The sequence below is a fragment of the Acinetobacter sp. YH01024 genome (assembly GCF_013420195.1).
Taxonomy (GTDB): domain Bacteria; phylum Pseudomonadota; class Gammaproteobacteria; order Pseudomonadales; family Moraxellaceae; genus Acinetobacter; species Acinetobacter amyesii.
Genome location: NZ_VOYQ01000011.1, coordinates 1 through 17,873 on the forward strand (window position 1 = coordinate 1; position 17,873 = coordinate 17,873).

Here is a 17,873-nt window from a genome sequence, read left to right on the forward strand (position 1 = left end):
AGAGGAATTGCCACAAGATACGATAAGCTAAAACGTAACTATCAAAGCGCTGTTGCTTTAGCTTGTATATTTATATGGTTGCCTCTTTAGCTCAATTTATCGGCTGTAAATGTCAACACACCCTAATCTTCTTACTTATCTGGCTAGTGTGAAGATATTATCGAGGCGATGAATTGAGATATACATCAAGTCATATATTACCTTATCAGGCTACCTATTTGGGTTAGCCTTTTCTTTTTTCTAGATACTATATTTTTATTTTCAATTTTAAATTCATCTCAATATTATTATTTCTGGATTATTCATTTCTGCAAAATAAAAAAGAGAGCACAGGGCTCTCTTTAATATTCATGGATTGAATTAGTGCAGATTACTGGTGATTTTCTGCAAGATTTGAAGCAATACATCAAATTCACTTTGAAGCGGCGTACTTTTACGCGTTACCAATGCTAATGTGCGTGTAGGACTAGCTTCTATTTCTTTCACAGCCAAATCTTCATTGGCTTTGATCATATTGGTATGAACTGCAATTTCAGGCAATAAGGTAAAGCCTAAATCTGCGGAAACCATTTCAACCAAAGTTGGCAATGAGCTTGCTTTTAAACGATGGTCATTTTTACGCTCACCAATTGGGCAAGCACTCAAAGCATGATCACGTAAGCAATGGCCTTCTTCAAGCAACATTAAACGAGATAAATCTAAGTCGTCTAACGATTTTGCTTGAGCTGCATTTTGGTCAGCTTTGTTGTACACCAAGAACAATTTTTCTTTGTTTACTTCTGCAACTTTCAAGCTACGTGTATCGAAAGGAAGAGCAAGTAATACGATATCTAGATTACCGTGCTCGAGTTTCTCAACAATTTTTTCACTTTGTGCTTCATGTAAATGCAATTGAATTTTTGGTAGTTGCTTATGCACTTCTTCTAATAATGGTGCAAGTAAAAATGGCGCAATAGTAGGAATGACCCCTAGATGTAAATCACCCGTTAGAGGTTCGCTCATTTCACGACTTAAACGCATTAGGTCTTGCGCATCTGCCAATAGAACTCGAGCTCTTCCGACAACTTGTTCACCAAGAGGAGTTAAACGCACGTTTTGACGGTCGCGTTCTACCAATACGCCACCTAGTAAACGCTCAAGTTCCATGATCCCGCCAGACAAAGTAGACTGGGTGACAAAAGAACGACGCGCAGCTTCAGTAAAGTGTAGCGTTTCTGACAGTGTTACTAGATATGACAGCTGTCTTAAGGATGGTAATGCAGCCATAGTGTCCTAATTTATGATTTAAAGTGATCAGCAAACAAACCGCTAAGATATGGAATAAAATGCGGTGGGATATCATGCCCCATTCCATCAATTAATTCAAATTTAGCACCTGAAATAGCCTTTGCAACGGCCTTACCATGGCTTGGCGGCAGCAAACGGTCACGAGCTCCATGAACCACAATGGTTTTATGCTGAATTTGTTTATCCAACTGCAGCAGGGAACCTGTACATAATATTGCTAAAAACTGTTGAAGTACACCCGCTGGGTAATAACTCCGTTTATAGAGTTTACGTGCAGTTTGTATCGCTTCAAGCTGATTAATATAGCCTGGAGAGCCTATAATATTAAAAACTTTCAGACTATGGTTAATAATGCCATCTTCATCGTTAGATTCAGGTTTTTCAATTAGACTAAATAATTGCTTTGGAAATGGCGGTGGAAGTAAGGGGTGGATGTTACTGGTAAAAAGTAAGCTTAAGTTGTGCACTTTATCTGGATAGCGTGCCGCCACGATTTGAGCAATCATGCCGCCCATCGAAGCGCCTAAAATATGGACTTTATCCAGTCCCATACGATCAATTAACAGTGCAACATCGTCTGCCATATCATAGAGATCATAGGGCGCACCTTGATTCTCTAGACCTAAGGCAAAACGTCCCATCAATTTAAAGGTGTTGAGACGTGGACCTGGGTTACGAATTTTACTGGATAGACCTATATCACGATTATCAAAGCGAATAACACGGTAACCTTGGTCTATTAGGGACTTACAAAAGAAATCGGGCCAATACAACATTTGTGCGCCGAGTCCCATAATCAATAAGATTGCAGGATCTTCAGGATGACCACCCACCTCGACATGAAGTTCAATGCCATTGCCTAACTCAACGCGAGTTTCATGCATAAAAGAGGCATAAGGTGAAATATTAAACTGAAGGGCACTATTCATTGTTATTTTCCTTTAAAAAGGACGTCTATTATTATCAGGACGTCCTTGTATTTAAACCTTAAACTGAAGCGGGAATCAAGTCCGGAACCTGCTTAGTCAAAGTTAAGCGTTGCTTCCCAGCAGTTGCACCGAGCAGTACAAATCCACGTAATACGCCATCTTGATCGATCGCACGGGCAATCATGCCATCTTCAAGCTCTTCTGTTTCCCATTGGGTTTCGACATCAATTGGCGCAGGAAGGACAGTTAAAGGTGCAGCAGGTGTTTTAACAGCTACAGGCATGGCTGGATAATGCACAGCGGTATGTTCACCATTGAGGGTTTTTGCCAAAGCACGTGCTTGTTGCATGATCGGCATCACGTATGGCAGAAGGGTACCATTAACTTCAGCACAGTCACCGACAGCATAGATATCTGCCAAGTTGGTTTCTAAGCCTTTATTGGTTAATACACCGCGGCTGGTGTGAATGCCGGCTTGTTTTGCTAAGTTAATCTCAGGCTGTAGACCAATCGCAGACAACACAACATCTGCCACTAAGCTTTGACCATTGGCAAGGCTCACTTGATAGTCACCATTTTCAATACGTGACACTTTGTCGACTGTCGTACCTAAAACGAATTGAATACCCGTTTCTTCTAAATTGCTTTGGAATTTAGCTGCAACATGAGACGGCAGTAGGCGACCCAAAGGTTGCGGAGCTAAATCGACCACCGATACTTTCGCCCCAGTATTTTGGAGGTCGTTGGCAAATTCACAGCCAATCAAGCCTGCCCCTAAAATCACCACACGTTTATCTTCACGTGCTGCAAGCTGTTTACGGAAAGCTTTGTAGTGATCTAAATTGTTGACGACGTGAATGTCTTCACTGCCATCACCCGAAATAGCTAAGCGAATTGGATTTGCGCCGACTGCTAAAACGAGTTTTGAATACAGTTGTGTTTGAGTTCCATTTTGGCTTTCGATGGCGAGCTCATGTTTTGCTGCATCGATAGCTTTAACCCAACTGTTATTGATGATTTGCATATTGAGTTGAGCCGACATTTTTGCGGCATCCCCTAGAGGGATTTGCTCAGGAGCTTTATTACCAACGAGCGCATTGGATAATGTCGGTTTAGCGTAGTTAATGGCATCATCCGCACAGATCATAATAAGTTCTAGTTCAGTATTTAACTTTCGAAATTCACGTGCAACGGCATATCCCGCCATACCAGAACCAATAATGACAATAGGGTGCATACTCAACTCCAAACACATTTCATATTTTTTTAAAGACAAAAAAAAGACCATAACGATGATGGCCTTAGATTCTATTTATTAGATTTCAACCATTTCAAAATCTACTTTTGAGACGCCACAGTCTGGGCAAGTCCAATCATCTGGGATATCTTCCCATTTCGTTCCTGCCACGATACCGTCTTGTGGCCAGCCTTCTGCTTCGTCATAAATCCATCCACAAACGATGCACTGATACTTTTTCATTCCATTCTCCAAAAACTGACACAAAATTAAGTCAGTAAATACTTCATAACTGTATAAGTTTATACCTTAAGGTTAATTAGCCTTATACAGTAGACTCTTATGTTAAATTTTTACGCAGTTCTAACGATAAAGTAAAGTGGCTAAGAGTTTAATGAGTGAAATTAAAAGCAGAATGGCAGTGAGGGACAATAAATATCATCAAAACCCCAGATCTGTGAAAAATTGTCTGACAATATTTATGCCTATTGAAAGCTATATTGGAATTCATTTCCGTGAATTGGGTTCTAAATACCGCTTTTTCTATCTTCATAGACTAAAGTATTGCAGAAAAAATCTCTAAAATCTTTTATTTTATGATTAGGAAAATATATATTTGATATTTTTTAAATAAATACAGTATTAATAATCAATAACTTATGCAAATTCATTGTATTTTAAATATGCATTTTAGATGGGCGTTAGCTGTTCTTTTCTTTCAAATCGCGTTAAAATTCACACATTCCTTTCTTAATTTATTTTCTCCTATTATGAGTAATTCTACTGCTGCGGCATTGTGGTCTAACATTCGTACTGTCCAAGATTTTCCAAAACCAGGAATTTGTTTCTTTGACCTTACGCCGTTATTTATGAATAACATCGAATCGTTAACTGATGCCCTAATTGCAAGTATTCCAGCCGAGCAATTGGCAGAAGTAGATAGCTTTATTGCGGTTGAAGCACGTGGTTTTGTTTTGGCAAGCTTACTTGCTCAGCGTACGGGTAAAGGTTTGGTCTTAGTACGTAAAGCCGGCAAATTACCACCACCAGTGGTCGGTGTTGGTTACAGCCTTGAATACGGTTTAGATCGTCTTGAAATGTCAGCTGAAATCGAATCACAAAAAGTGATTATTGTGGATGATGTATTGGCGACGGGCGGTACGCTTCGTGCAGTGAAACAATTGGCTGAAAAATGTAAACACCAAGTTTTAGGCGCAAGCATTTTCTTAGATTTGCCTGACTTGCATAAAGATTTGGGTTTAAATATCTGGTCGGTTTTAGATGATAAAACACGTCCTGAAGCAGATGCTGCCTAAGCGTCAGCTTTAAAATGTAAAAAGCCTTGTCTATGACAGGGCTTTTTTATGTCTGATAAAAACGACGTTGCTACTTATGATTAATATGATTTATTTTTTTAAGTAGTTTAATTCGAGATGTTGGATTAAATCATTGATATTTTCAGGGCATTGTAGACGATGGTGTCCGCCATCCATCACTTGAACTTGCATATAATCTTCGAGTTGTTGTTCTGCTTCATACATATCCAAGATTTCATCACCACGTTCGATATAGGCAATTTGTGGAATATCGTGATCCAAATCCATTTCATTGATTGCAGGGTAGTCGTCGCGAAAGTCTGGATGCAGACTCGGGTTGGCAATTACACACGGAATGCGATGAAACAGCGACATTTTCAAAGCCCAATATGCCCCGAGACTATGACCGACGATGATATCAGGCTTAATGGTTTCAATACTCTCGTGGTAAAAGTCAGCAACAGTTTGAAAATTTAAGTTGCGATAGTCCACTTCAATGCAGAATTTTTGTTTTGCATCGATGGCATGGAATTTAGTGGATTCACGGGAAGAATCCAATCCATGTAAAAACAGAATTTTCGATAAGCAGGAAGTCATTGTTTTTCTACACACTGTTTTCAGACATTTTGGATGTGTTGAATATTTTATTTTTCAACAATTTTATGACTTCATTGTAGAGAGAATTGTCAAAAAGAGAATTTAGCTTTTGGTCTAATTTGTAGGCATTTAAAAGACTTTAGTCTTAAAGAAAATAGATTAAAAGGTTGAATTAAGTTATTAATATTTATTTTAATGTATTGATAGTTATAAGTATTTTTTAAAGCTTTTAGTTCTCATTTGATATCGTTAAAATGTAGGTTTTCGAGCTTGAGTATTTAATTTTTATCTACTGCATATTTGCAAGGTATGTTTTATGTCTACCTGAAGGTATAACGATTAAAACATCTTACTTCGATAAATTTCTACTTATTAAAAAAATGCGCGCATTGCTTACTGCTCAATTCAAAGGAAATCTGCTATGCTATGCAACTTCCGTTTTTTAACTATTTGAGACAGAGATGACGCAACATAACGCTCAATCGACTTCTGAACAAGCCATTTCCGAAAACGATTTAATTGCACAGCGTCATGCCAAGTTAGAGCACATCAAAGAGCACGCCAAGGAAACAGGTGTTAGCCCGTGGCCTAACACATTTAAGCGTGAACACTATGCACAAGACCTACAAGATCAATTCGCTGAAAAATCAAAAGAAGAAATTGAAGCAGGCGAAAAGGTTTATGTAAAAGTTGCTGGTCGTGTGATGTTGAACCGTGGTTCATTCATCGTAATCCAAGATATGACTGGTCGTATCCAGCTTTATGTACCACGTAAAGAGTTGGATGCTGATGTTCTTGCAACAATTAAAGCACTCGATTTGGGCGATATTATTGCCATTGAAGGTTATATTGGTCGTTCTGGTAAAGGTGACCTTTATGTTCATATTGAACATTTTGAGCTTTTAACCAAATCACTCCGTCCACTTCCAGACAAATTCCATGGTTTGACTGATACTGAAGTTAAATACCGTAAGCGTTATTTAGACCTCATCATGAACGAAGAAACACGTAAAACTTTTGAAATTCGTGCAAAAGTGGTGTCAGGTATTCGTTCATATTTGAGCAATGAGCGTTTCATGGAAGTTGAAACACCAATGATGCATGTGATTCCGGGTGGTGCATCTGCGCGTCCATTCGAAACTCACCACAACGCATTAGATATGCCTTTATTTTTACGTATTGCGCCTGAGCTTTATTTAAAACGTTTGGTCGTTGGTGGTTTTGAGCGCGTGTTCGAAATTAACCGTAACTTCCGTAACGAGGGTGTATCAACACGTCATAATCCAGAATTCACCATGATTGAATTCTACCAAGCATATGCAGACTACAAAGACCTGATGGCTTTGACAGAAAATATGCTTGAAAAATTGGCCATCGACATCTTGGGTTCGACTGATGTGCCTTATGGTGAAGAAGTGTATAGCTTCAAAGGTCCATTCAAGAAGATTTCGATGTTTGATGCGATTCTTGAACACAACCCAACGTTCACTGCTGAAAATGTGGCTGACCGTGAGTTCCTTGCTAACTTCGTTAAAAATGAACTGAAAGAGCAAGTAAAACCTGGTTTTGGTTTAGGTAAACTTCAAACCATCGTATTTGAAGAAACTGTTGAAACTGAACTTCGTCAACCGACATTCATCACAGAATACCCTGCGGAAACTTCACCATTAGCACGTCGTAATGATGATAATCCACATATTACCGATCGTTTTGAATTCTTCATCGGTGGTCGTGAGTTGGCAAATGGTTTCTCAGAGTTAAATGACCCAATTGATCAAGCTGAACGTTTCCAAGCTCAAGTTGCCGAAAAAGATGCAGGCGATGATGAAGCAATGCATTACGATGCAGACTTCATTGAAGCGCTTGAATACGGCTTACCGCCTACAGCGGGTGAGGGGATTGGTATTGACCGTTTGGTGATGTTATTTGCGAATGCTGCAAGTATTCGTGAAGTGATCTTATTCCCTCATATGCGTCATAAAAACTAATTTAGTTTTTGAAATAAAAAACCCGCTTAATGCGGGTTTTTTATTGTTTCAATAGGGGATATTTAATTCTTCTTAGCCAATTTTCAGACAAAAAAATACGCAATGATTGGGGTGTTCATTGCGTATAACAACGAATCTGTTTTCACAGGTTCGGTAAAGGAGAAATGTTATGAATTTAGGTATTCCTAAAACATAAATAGATAATAGAGTGAACGGTCAGTCATTTCATTGGTGTTCACGTTAAGTGATGTTACCTAACGTTAAAACTAAGGAGATTTTGTGAATACCTTCACAAAAAGTGCCTATAAAAAAGCCTTTCACATTGGAAAGGCTTAATTTTATAGAATTTTTTAAATTTAGAAGTGGAATACACCCAGTCCAGATTTAATTTCGTCTAACGTTTGTTGGGTAATATCACGGCATTTATCGGTACCGGTTTTTAAAATATCCATGATGTAGTCAGGATCTTTTTGCAATTCTAAACGGCGTTCACGGATCGGGCCGATCAGCTCTTTTAGTACACCTTCAAGACGCTTTTTCACAGTACCATCGCCTAAGCCACCACGACGATAGTGTTCTTTTAATTCTGCAACAGCTTCTTTATCTGGATCGAATGCATCAAGGTAAGTAAATACGACGTTACCTTCCACTTGACCCGGATCTTCAATACGTAAATGATTTGGGTCGGTATACATTGCATTAACAGCTTTCTTGATATCTTTATCAGTCGCGTCAAGCACAATAGTATTGCCCAAAGATTTAGACATTTTTGCTTTACCATCAAAACCTGGTAGACGTCCTACATTAGATAGTAAAGCTTTACATTCAGGAATTACGTCACGACCAATTTGACGGTTTAAACGACGAACAATTTCATTGGTTTGTTCAATCATTGGAATTTGGTCTTCGCCGACAGGAACGACAGATGCTTTAAACGCTGTAATATCGGCAGCTTGAGCCACTGGGTAGCATAAGAAACCGGCAGGAATGTCACGCTCAAATCCGCGCATTTGAATCTCAGATTTGATGGTTGGATTACGCTCTAAGCGAGAAACCGTCACAAAGTTCAAATATAACATGGTCAATTCATTCAATGCTGGTAAGCATGATTGAACGCAAATCGTGGTTTTGGTCGGGTCAATTCCTACAGCAAGATAATCGGTTGCGACTTCAATAATATTGCGACGAACTTTTTCGAAGTTATCAGCATTATCAGTTAAGGCTTGAGCATCAGCTAAAAGAAGATGTTGATGATGCGAATCTTGTAAACCTACACGTGAACGTAAAGAACCTACAAAATGACCTAAATGTAATTGTCCAGTCGGACGGTCGCCAGTCAAAATCACTGGACGATTATCTTGAGTACTCATTATCTGTTCCAAAGTGGTAGTCAAAGCTACGGCTGATTTTCAAAGAATGTCCCCATTGTACGGCATTCTATTTTTGATTGTTACTGACACAGCACAATTGACTGAAAAATGGGTAAATATTTTGTTAATTATTAAAAAACTAAATACAATTTTAGCGTTAAATAGAATTAGAATATTAAAAAATGCCTAAAGGATAAAAATAATGGCGAGTAGCTTATTAATCTTACTTGATGATATTGCAACTGTGCTGGATGACGTTGCTGTCATGAGTAAGATGGCAGCCAAAAAAACAGCGGGTGTCCTAGGAGATGATTTAGCACTGAATGCACAACAAGTCAGTGGTGTCCGTTCGGATCGTGAACTTCCAGTTGTTTGGTCTGTGGCCAAAGGTTCTTTTGTTAATAAATTAATTTTAGTTCCGGCTGCTTTATTGATTAGTGTGGTTGCGCCTTGGTTGATTACACCGCTTTTGATGATTGGTGGTCTGTTCTTATGCTATGAGGGTGTGGAAAAAGTCCTGCATAGTTTGCAACATAAAAAAGCCAAAACAGAAGAAGTTGCTCGTGAAGAGATGACCCATATTGAAACGGATTTGGTGACTTTTGAGAAAGAAAAAGTCAAAGGTGCTATCCGTACCGATTTTATTTTATCTGCTGAAATTGTGGTGATTTCATTAGGTACGGTTGCAACCGCGGCATTTGGGACCAAGGTCATGGTGCTTTCGGTAATTGCAATTATAATGACCGTTGGTGTTTATGGTTTTGTCGCGATGATTGTCAAAATTGATGACTTAGGACTTTACCTCACTCAACAAACATCACAATTCAAAAAGACCATTGGACAAGGTTTGTTGGCATTTGCACCTAAGTTAATGAAGACATTGACCATTGTCGGTACGATTGCCATGTTTTTAGTGGGTGGTGGCATCATTACCCATGGTGTACCTTTGCTACACCATTTTATTGAAGGCTCTGTAGATTATGCAGAACATATTCCAACAGTTGGCAGTATTGTGGGTGCATTAACACCGACTTTAATTAATTTAGTGACAGGTTTTATTGCAGGTTTAATTGTGCTGTGCGTCGTATTTTTAGTTCAAAAAGTATGGCCAAAGTCGCAAAAGGATTAATCTGTAAACGCACGGATATCAACTATTTTATATAAGGAAGATCACTATGCGATGGAAAGGTCGAAGAGTTAGTTCAAACGTAGAAGACCGTCGCGGTGGTGGCGGTGCAAAAGCGGGTGGGATCAGTATTCTCGGTTTGGTTGTGGCATTTGTTGCGTGGAAGTTTTTTGGTGTAGACCCGCAGCAAGCATATCAGGCGACCAAACAAGTGACTTCACAGGGTCAAACGGCTGAAGTCAAAGGTTTGGATAATCCAACACCTGAACAACAAGAAGCGATGGATTTTGTTGGCACTGTTTTGGCCGATACTGAAGATACGTGGAATAAAGTCTTTCAAGAACAGTTAAATGCTCAGTATAAAGCGCCTAAATTGGTTATGTTTAATGGTGTGGTCAATTCAGGTTGTGGTACAGCACAAGCGGCAATGGGGCCGTTTTATTGCCCAGCAGATCAGAAGGTCTATATTGATACTGCATTCTTTAAAGATATGCGTACGCAAATGGGCATTACGGGTGAACAAAATCAAACAGAATTGAGTCGCCAAGATCAGGCGGGTGATTTTGCGCAAGCCTATGTGGTTGCCCATGAAGTTGGACATCATATCCAAACGATTTTAGGCATTTCTGAGCAAGTCCAGCAGGCCCGTGCGCAAGCATCTAAAGCTGAGGGTAATCGTTATTCGGTTATGCAAGAACTACAAGCAGACTGCTTTGCGGGTATTTGGGCGCATCATAATCAACAGCGTACCCAATTTTTAGAGCAGGGCGATGTAGAAGAAGCGATGGACGCTGCGCATAAGATTGGTGATGACTATTTACAGAAAAGTGCAACTGGGCAAGTGGTACCAGACAGTTTCACGCACGGCACCAGCGAACAACGTATGAAATGGTTCCAGACTGGATTAAAATCAGGCAATATCAATAGCTGCGATACCTTTAATCAAGCCATTTAAAACAAAAAAAAGGGGATGAAAACATCCTCTTTTTTTCATTGAAAAATAGATTGAAGCTTATTTGTTGAGAAATGATTTGAAGTTTCGAACAATACGATAGCTGACATACAATGCGGCAAATGCAAATAAAGCCATGCCAAAAACAGTATATTTAAGGCCTGAAATATCGTTTTGATAGAACTGTTTTAATTGGGCATCGCTATAGCGTAATTGTTTTTTTTGTCCAGTGCGGCTATTGGTGAAACTCACATTTTGGATATATTGAAATTGTCCGATTTTCAGTAAATCGAGGTGTTGAATTTGTCGGGTGTGTTGCTGATTAAATTCATCGAGACAAATATCTTGTGCATAGTTTTCACAATTCATTTTGGCAAGATAACCATTATTCGCCAGCATGATAAATATCGCACGATCGGGTGATTCATTATTGGAGACCAAAACCAATTGTTCTTTGGGTGTTGAATCCAGTGAGATCGTTTTTGCCTGACTAAAATAGTGCTCAGCACGTAAAATTTCCTGTGTCTTACTATAGCAAGTGAGGATCAGGGCCGCAGTAATGATAAAAATCACAGCAGCAAAAAAGAGTCGAAAAACAGTTTTAATAGTCTGATGCATAGGAGAAATCATGTAGATGATGAAAATGCATAAAATCTATGCAGGCTTGCTATGTTAAATGATCTTGATAAAAGATGTGAAAAAAACTGAATTTATACACGGAATTTAGATAAAATTCGTTAGAATATTTTATTTTTAAATACTAAATAATTTAGTATTTATTTTAAAAATACCTATATCTCACTCTGTAGGCAACACAGCACCAAAATTGGGAACAAAATGGGAAATTATTTTTTTCTACAGGTTTTTACCGTTATTTTTGCACTTTCGATTGCAACCACGATTTTTAATAAACGTATCTTGGGCTTTCCACAAGCCATAGGTGTTCCTATTGTTTCTGCAATTTTTGTCTTTATTTTGCAATGGGGTGCAAGTTTGCTCAATGGCAATCAATTTGTGACGATTAATTTGCACAATATTGAAGAGGCAGTTCGTCATATCGACTTTTATGACTTTTTAATTAATGGCGTGATTTGTTTTATTTTGACCTCATCTGCCTTGAAATTTAAAGTTTCCGATTTACGTTTGCATTGGAAGCCGATCAGTATTTTGGCCAGTATAGCCTTGGTGCTCTGTGCGGTGTTTTTTGGTGTTGCTTTATATGGTTATCAGTTCTTAATTGGTCATCATGTTGATTTATTAGTGTTGTTGTTATTAGGTGCTGCTTTAGGTGCGACTGACCCAATTGGGGTTAAAGGTGTACTAAGTTCGGTGCGTGCGCCACATCATTTGATGGTGAAATTAGAAGGCGAATCGCTCTTTAATGATGCCATGTGTATTGCTGTGTTTATGACTTTACTCAATGTTTTGCAAGGTGAACATTTTACCGTCATTGGTACGCTTGAAACGCTGTTATATGAAATTGTTGTCGCAGTCATTATTGGTTGGGCATTTGGCTTAGGGATTTTACGTTTACTCCGCGGTAAACATGAAATGGAATCCTTGATTTTAACCACAGCTTTATTGGCAAGTGGTTCATATCTAGTCGCTTTATTCGCACATGCATCAGCACCAATTGCATGCGTCATTGGTGGTTTAATTGTTGGGAATAAGTGGAAAGAAATCCTTCAAGATCGTGAAATTCGTGAAGTCAATCATTTCTGGCATACCGTGGAAGGGATCATCAATTCCTTCTTATTTACCCTGATCGGTCTTGAATTATTTATCTTAGATTTAAGTATCAGCTTGATTTTAGGCGGTATGGTGGCGTTTATTATTTTGCATGCATCGCGCTTTGCAGCAAACTATTTATCCTTCGCATTTTTCCCGAGTTTCCGTAAAAAAAGTTATAACGGTAGTCTTGCAATTTTATCGTGGGGTGGGGTTCGTGGAGGCATTTCATTGGCCTTAATCCTTGCAGTTGCCAATATTCCTGAACTTAGTGAATACAGTAGTATTTTGATTGGATATACATTTATTGCGGTATTAATGTCGGGGCTCGTGTGTGGCCTAGGTTTACCTGCTGTGATGAATGCTTTTTATTACAATCCGAATGAAGAAACCAAAGGCTTCAAAGGTTGGTATCAAAGAATGTGCCATAAAATGAATAAAAAGGGTTTCCAATATATTGTGGGTGAAGATATTCATGGTAATGAAACCATTACGGTTTATAACCCAGAAGCGTTAATAGATACCAAAGCGGATGATGGTGTTGCTGCTGTACATAACCCAGAAAAAGTGCAAGAAGTTCGTCGTTTGGAGAACCCTGAAAACTTCTAAAACTGTTTTGTGTGACTTAAAAAAGGAAATGCTTAAGCATTTCCTTTTTTTTATTTATAGTTATGTTTCATCATGGTACATCAAAATGGGGGGAAATTATGACTGGTCATTCATCGGTATTATTGTGACTTGCATCACACAAATAAGTGTTTGTTATTACTTGTATAAAGATGGATCTAAAATCTGAGCCTATTGATAAAAATAATACAATATTCAAGCAATTGTGCAAAATAAATACAAAGCGTGATATAACGCACACAATTAAAAATTCGTTTTTAATGAGTTGTAATTAAAGAAATTATTAAGCACCAACAATTCATTACAAAACTAAAAACATAAAAACGGCCCTAATACAAATAAATGAGGTTTTACCCATGCCGCAAATTTCTGTCATTTCTAAAGAAAGTCATAAAGTTTTGGATCAAGTTGAATCCAATCAAGTGGGGCTTATCGAAAATTCTGTCATCGTCGTCAAAATCCCGAAAGAAGATGTTGCTTCAATTACAAAGAATGGTGTTGACGCAATAATCACCTTAAAAAATGGGGAAGTGATTACTGTACAAAACTATTTTAGTGAGGTGACACCAGATAATAGTTTGGTGTTTGAGGATGAAGACGGCACATTGTATTGGGCAAAATTTACAACAGCCAATGGTGATATTGCGGATGTTATTCAGTATCAACCTTTAGATGAAATTGAACCGCTGCTTTATAACGATTCTTTGACAGGTGTAATTTTACCGTGGATTGCGGGAGCAGGTGGCGCTGGTTTATTGGGTGCAGCTATTGGTGGTGGATCTGATTCTTCTGGTGGTTCTAAGGATACGACTAAACCGGACGCGCCTAAAGATGTGGTGATCACCGATGATGGTGAGCACGTCACAGGTAAAGGTGAGCCGGGTACTACGGTAGAGGTGAAAGATCAAGATGGCAAAGTCATTGGCACAGGCACAGTGGATTCATCAGGTAATTTTGATGTTGAACTTAAAGATCCATTAACCAATGGTGAAACCGTTGATGTCACTGTGACAGATAAAGCAGGCAATGAGTCAGAACCAACAGAAGCTACTGCAAAAGATACGACCAAACCTGATGCACCTAAAGATGTGGTGGTTACCGATGATGGTGAGCACGCCACAGGTAAAGGCGAGCCGGGTACTATTGTAGAAGTGAAAGATCAAGACGGCAAAATCATTGGCACAGGTACAGTGGATTCATCAGGGAATTTTGATGTTGAACTTAAAGATCCATTAACCAATGGTGAAACTGTTGATGTTACTGTGACAGATAAAGTAGGCAATGAGTCAGAACCGACAGAAGCGACTGCAAAAGACACCACCAAACCTGATGCGCCTAATGCAACTTTAAATGCAGACGGCACAGTAGTAACGGGTAAAACTGAGCCGGGCGCAAAAGTTGAAGTGCGCGATGAAAATGGCAAATTAATTGGTTCAGGAACTGCGAATAGTCTAGGTGAGTTTGAAATCCTTGTATCGCCAGCAGTGACCGATGGTGAAACTGCCAAAGTGACAGCGAAAGATGCAGCTGGAAATACTTCTGATCCAACAACCGTTACTGGTGGTAAGGATACTTTAAAACCAGCATCGCCTGACGCAACATTAAATGAAGACGGCACAGTAGTAACGGGTAAAACTGAGCCGGGTGCAAAAGTTGAAGTTCGTGATGAAAATGGCAAATTAATTGGTTCAGGAACAGCAAACAGTCTCGGTGACTTTGAAATCCCTGTATCACCTGCAGTAACCGATAGTGAAACTGCCCAAGTGACAGCGAAAGATGCAGCAGGAAATACTTCTGATCCAACTACCGTAACAGGTGGTAAAGATACTTTAAAACCAGCATCGCCTGACGCAACATTAAATGCAGACGGCACAGCAGTAACGGGTAAAACTGAGCCGGGTGCAAAAGTTGAAGTTCGTGATGAAAATGGCAAATTAATTGGTTCAGGAACAGCAAACAGTCTCGGTGACTTTGAAATCCCTGTATCGCCTGCAGTAACCGATGGTGAAACTGCCAAAGTGACAGCGAAAGATTCAGCAGGAAATACCTCTGATCCAACTACCGTGACAGGTGGTAAAGATACGACCAAACCTGATGCGCCTAAAGATGTGGTGATTACTGATGATGGTGAACATGTCACAGGTAAAGGTGAGCCGGGTACTATTGTAGAAGTGAAAGATCAAGACGGCAAAATCATTGGCACAGGTACAGTGGATTCATCAGGCAATTTTGATGTTGAACTTAAAGATCCATTAACCAATGGTGAGACTGTTGATGTCACTGTGACAGACAAAGCAGGCAATGAGTCAGAACCGACAGAAGCTACTGCAAAAGATACTACGAAGCCCGATGCACCTAATGCAACATTAAATGCAGATGGCACGGTAGTAACGGGTAAAACTGAGCCAGGTGCAAAAGTTGAAGTTCGTAATGAAAATGGCAAATTAATTGGTTCAGGAACTGCGAATAGTCTAGGTGAGTTTGAAATCCTTGTATCGCCAGCAGTGACCGATGGTGAAACTGCCAAAGTGACAGCGAAAGATGCAGCTGGAAATACTTCTGATCCAACAACCGTGATTGGTGCAAAAGATACGATTAATCCTGAAATATCTATTGAAGATACAACTTTAACTCAGGATTCAATGCCTACATTTAAAGGTAAAACAGAAGTTGGCACTGACGTTAGCGTTGTTATCAGAGATAATAATGGAAAAATTGTTGATCAAGGCGATGCTAAGGTCATCGGTGATCAGTGGAGTTATCGTGCTGATAAAACCCTGATTGATGGAGAATACTCAGTTGAGGCCATTGCTACAGATGCTGCTGGTAATACCGGTCGTGCCACAGACACATCATTTACAATAGATGCTACAGCGCCAATTGTCACGATTGACGATTTTAAAGAACCTAATTTTACAGGTACAGTGAATGAAGATGCGAATCTTCAAGTCCAAGTACAAGATTCAAATGGCAAGGATATTCCTGGTACGACAACGGTAAAAGATGGTGCTTGGACATTTACTCCAGATTCACCTGTTGCCGAAGCTGATTATACAGTGACTGTGACTGCAACTGATGCTGCGGGTAATCAACAGATAGAAACTGGAACGGTTAATACCACTTTACCGACGGTCGATATTGATGATTTATTTGGTACATCGAATTTTGCTGCAGCATTTTCTCGTGTCAGCACATTAAGCGTGCCTGCAAACGTTCCGCAGACCAATCAAACGAAGCCAACATTCTCAGGAACTTCGACCAAAAGTGTAGAAGTGACGGTTTACCTGCGCGATGCCAATAATAAAGTTATCGATTCAGGACTAGCGAAACTCGACACCGCTACAGGTAAATGGACCTACACGCCAGCGAATGAATTGCTCGAAGGCTATTATGTACTTGAAGCTGTATCTAAAGATGCAGCCGGTAATATCAGTAGCCCAGCATCTAAAACCTTCGTGATTGATATCACTGATCCAGTAATTGAAATCCAAAATGCAGTACTCACCAGTGATGTAACTCCTGATGTAAAAGGCAAAACTGAAATTGGTTCTACCGTGACGGTTACAGTTAAAAAGCCGAACGGAGATGTTATCGAGACTGGTACCGCGACAGTGGATGCGAAAGGTGATTGGAGCTATAGCGTTAAGGCAAATTTAACGGATGGTGCATACCAAGTTACTGCTAATGCAAAAGACAAAGCTGGCAACATCAGTGATGATGTGAATACCCAAGTGACTGTGGATAGCACAGCACCAAAAGCGACGATTACGATTGCGGATAATGGCGATGTGAAAATCAGCTTCAGTGAAAAAGTGGTCGGTTTTGATGCAGACGATATACAAGTTTCTGGTGGCAAACTCAAAGACTTGGCACAACAAGCCGATGGTAGTTGGACTGCTCAAGTTGTGGCGAATGGCAACGACGGTAGTGCAGCGACCGTGAAACTCGATATTGCTGCAGGTGGCTATAGCGATGCGGCAGGCAATGCCGGTCAAGCAGCGACAGTTTCGCACAGCGTGGCAAGTATCGATAGCACAGCACCAAAAGCGACGATTACGATTGCGGATAATGGTGATGTGAAAATCAGCTTCAGTGAAAAAGTGGTTGGCTTTGATGCAGACGATGTGCAGGTCACTGGTGGCAAACTCAAAGACTTGGCACAACAAGCCGATGGCAGTTGGACTGCTAAAGTTGTGGCGAATGGCAACGACGGCAGTGCAGCAATCGTTAAAGTCGATATTGCGGCAGGTAGCTATAGCGATGCAGCAGGCAATGCCGGTCAAGCAGCAACAGCTTCACACAGTGTGGCAAGTATCGATAGCACAGCACCAAAAGCAACGATTACGATTTCCGACAATGGTGATGTGAAGATCAGCTTTAGTGAAAAAGTGGTCGGTTTTGATGCAGACGATGTACAGGTCACTGGCGGCAAACTCAAAGACTTGGCACAACAATCCGATGGTAGTTGGACTGCTAAAGTCGTGGCAAATGGCAACGATGGTAGTGCAGCGACCGTTAAACTCGATATTGCAGCAGGCAGTTATAGCGATACGGCAGGCAATGCCGGTCAAGCAGCAACAGCTTCACATAGCGTGGCAAGTATCGATAGCACAGCACCAAAAGCGACGATTACGATTGCCGATAATGGTGATGTGAAAATCAGCTTCAGTGAAAAAGTCGTTGGCTTTGATGCAGACGATGTTCAAGTTTCTGGTG

Annotated in this window: 13 protein-coding genes and 1 pseudogene; 7 read left to right on the forward strand and 7 right to left on the reverse strand. The window is 40.0% G+C overall.

The genetic code is table 11. The features are described 5' to 3' along the window. Positions 1-90: pseudogene (locus tag FTT88_RS07025) on the forward strand (IS5/IS1182 family transposase); the annotation flags it as partial. 270 nt (positions 91-360) lie between these two features. On the opposite strand, the gene oxyR reads toward FTT88_RS07025, so the two are convergent. The 4 genes from oxyR to rubA all read right to left on the reverse strand — a co-directional run bounded on the left by oxyR (position 361) and on the right by rubA (position 3,696). After that, positions 361-1,266 (reverse strand): LysR family transcriptional regulator OxyR, encoded by a 906-nt coding sequence (gene oxyR, locus FTT88_RS07030; protein WP_078189933.1) that lies wholly within the window; start codon positions 1,264-1,266, stop codon positions 361-363. Between the two features lie 11 nt (positions 1,267-1,277). Then, on the reverse strand, positions 1,278-2,216 hold the full coding sequence (locus FTT88_RS07035; protein WP_218948613.1) for an alpha/beta fold hydrolase: 939 nt from the start codon (positions 2,214-2,216) through the stop codon (positions 1,278-1,280). Between the two features lie 58 nt (positions 2,217-2,274). Then, complete coding sequence (locus FTT88_RS07040) at positions 2,275-3,453, reverse strand: NAD(P)/FAD-dependent oxidoreductase (protein WP_180003895.1); 1,179 nt, start codon at positions 3,451-3,453, stop codon at positions 2,275-2,277. Positions 3,454-3,531: 78 nt separating this feature from the next. Beyond that, the gene (rubA, locus tag FTT88_RS07045) at positions 3,532-3,696 is read right to left on the reverse strand and encodes a rubredoxin RubA (RefSeq protein WP_005179369.1); all 165 of its coding nucleotides are present in this window, start codon (positions 3,694-3,696) and stop codon (positions 3,532-3,534) included. A 527-nt stretch (positions 3,697-4,223) separates the two neighbouring features. On the opposite strand from rubA, the gene FTT88_RS07050 reads away from it, so the two are divergent. After that, the gene (locus FTT88_RS07050; protein WP_078189930.1) at positions 4,224-4,769 is read left to right on the forward strand and encodes an adenine phosphoribosyltransferase; all 546 of its coding nucleotides are present in this window, start codon (positions 4,224-4,226) and stop codon (positions 4,767-4,769) included. 90 nt (positions 4,770-4,859) lie between these two features. Here the strand turns inward: FTT88_RS07050 and FTT88_RS07055 are convergent, their stop codons facing one another. Beyond that, positions 4,860-5,366, reverse strand: a complete 507-nt coding sequence (locus FTT88_RS07055; protein ID WP_078189929.1) for a YqiA/YcfP family alpha/beta fold hydrolase — start codon at positions 5,364-5,366, stop codon at positions 4,860-4,862. 461 nt (positions 5,367-5,827) lie between these two features. Between FTT88_RS07055 and lysS the strand changes: the two genes are divergently transcribed. Then, complete coding sequence (gene lysS / locus FTT88_RS07060) at positions 5,828-7,354, forward strand: lysine--tRNA ligase (RefSeq protein ID WP_180003896.1); 1,527 nt, start codon at positions 5,828-5,830, stop codon at positions 7,352-7,354. Between the two features lie 356 nt (positions 7,355-7,710). Here the strand turns inward: lysS and trpS are convergent, their stop codons facing one another. Beyond that, entirely contained in the window at positions 7,711-8,724 is a 1,014-nt protein-coding gene (gene trpS, locus FTT88_RS07065) for a tryptophan--tRNA ligase (RefSeq protein WP_180003897.1), read from the reverse strand. A 202-nt stretch (positions 8,725-8,926) separates the two neighbouring features. Between trpS and FTT88_RS07070 the strand changes: the two genes are divergently transcribed. Then, on the forward strand, positions 8,927-9,853 hold the full coding sequence (locus FTT88_RS07070) for a DUF808 domain-containing protein (RefSeq protein ID WP_180003898.1): 927 nt from the start codon (positions 8,927-8,929) through the stop codon (positions 9,851-9,853). Positions 9,854-9,899: 46 nt separating this feature from the next. Continuing rightward, entirely contained in the window at positions 9,900-10,805 is a 906-nt protein-coding gene (locus FTT88_RS07075; protein ID WP_078193008.1) for a neutral zinc metallopeptidase, read from the forward strand. A gap of 57 nt (positions 10,806-10,862) precedes the next feature. Here the strand turns inward: FTT88_RS07075 and FTT88_RS07080 are convergent, their stop codons facing one another. Further along, positions 10,863-11,420: a hypothetical protein gene (locus FTT88_RS07080; protein ID WP_180003899.1), complete on the reverse strand. Its 558-nt coding sequence runs from the start codon at positions 11,418-11,420 to the stop codon at positions 10,863-10,865. Positions 11,421-11,639: 219 nt separating this feature from the next. Between FTT88_RS07080 and FTT88_RS07085 the strand changes: the two genes are divergently transcribed. Together FTT88_RS07085 and FTT88_RS07090 are read left to right on the forward strand one after the other, a co-directional pair. After that, entirely contained in the window at positions 11,640-13,139 is a 1,500-nt protein-coding gene (locus tag FTT88_RS07085) for a sodium:proton antiporter (protein WP_078189922.1), read from the forward strand. A 374-nt stretch (positions 13,140-13,513) separates the two neighbouring features. Further along, positions 13,514-17,873: Ig-like domain-containing protein (locus tag FTT88_RS07090; RefSeq protein WP_180172953.1), on the forward strand; the 4,360-nt coding region annotated here is incomplete at its 3' end.

Coding starts and splice junctions, on each gene's coding strand:
- oxyR (WP_078189933.1), bottom strand. CDS start 1,266: ATGGCTGCATTACCATCCTTAAGACAGCTGTCATATCTAGTAACACTG.
- FTT88_RS07035 (WP_218948613.1), bottom strand. CDS start 2,216: ATGAATAGTGCCCTTCAGTTTAATATTTCACCTTATGCCTCTTTTATG.
- FTT88_RS07040 (WP_180003895.1), bottom strand. CDS start 3,453: ATGCACCCTATTGTCATTATTGGTTCTGGTATGGCGGGATATGCCGTT.
- rubA (WP_005179369.1), bottom strand. CDS start 3,696: ATGAAAAAGTATCAGTGCATCGTTTGTGGATGGATTTATGACGAAGCA.
- FTT88_RS07050 (WP_078189930.1), top strand. CDS start 4,224: ATGAGTAATTCTACTGCTGCGGCATTGTGGTCTAACATTCGTACTGTC.
- FTT88_RS07055 (WP_078189929.1), bottom strand. CDS start 5,366: ATGACTTCCTGCTTATCGAAAATTCTGTTTTTACATGGATTGGATTCT.
- lysS (WP_180003896.1), top strand. CDS start 5,828: ATGACGCAACATAACGCTCAATCGACTTCTGAACAAGCCATTTCCGAA.
- trpS (WP_180003897.1), bottom strand. CDS start 8,724: ATGAGTACTCAAGATAATCGTCCAGTGATTTTGACTGGCGACCGTCCG.
- FTT88_RS07070 (WP_180003898.1), top strand. CDS start 8,927: ATGGCGAGTAGCTTATTAATCTTACTTGATGATATTGCAACTGTGCTG.
- FTT88_RS07075 (WP_078193008.1), top strand. CDS start 9,900: ATGCGATGGAAAGGTCGAAGAGTTAGTTCAAACGTAGAAGACCGTCGC.
- FTT88_RS07080 (WP_180003899.1), bottom strand. CDS start 11,420: ATGCATCAGACTATTAAAACTGTTTTTCGACTCTTTTTTGCTGCTGTG.
- FTT88_RS07085 (WP_078189922.1), top strand. CDS start 11,640: ATGGGAAATTATTTTTTTCTACAGGTTTTTACCGTTATTTTTGCACTT.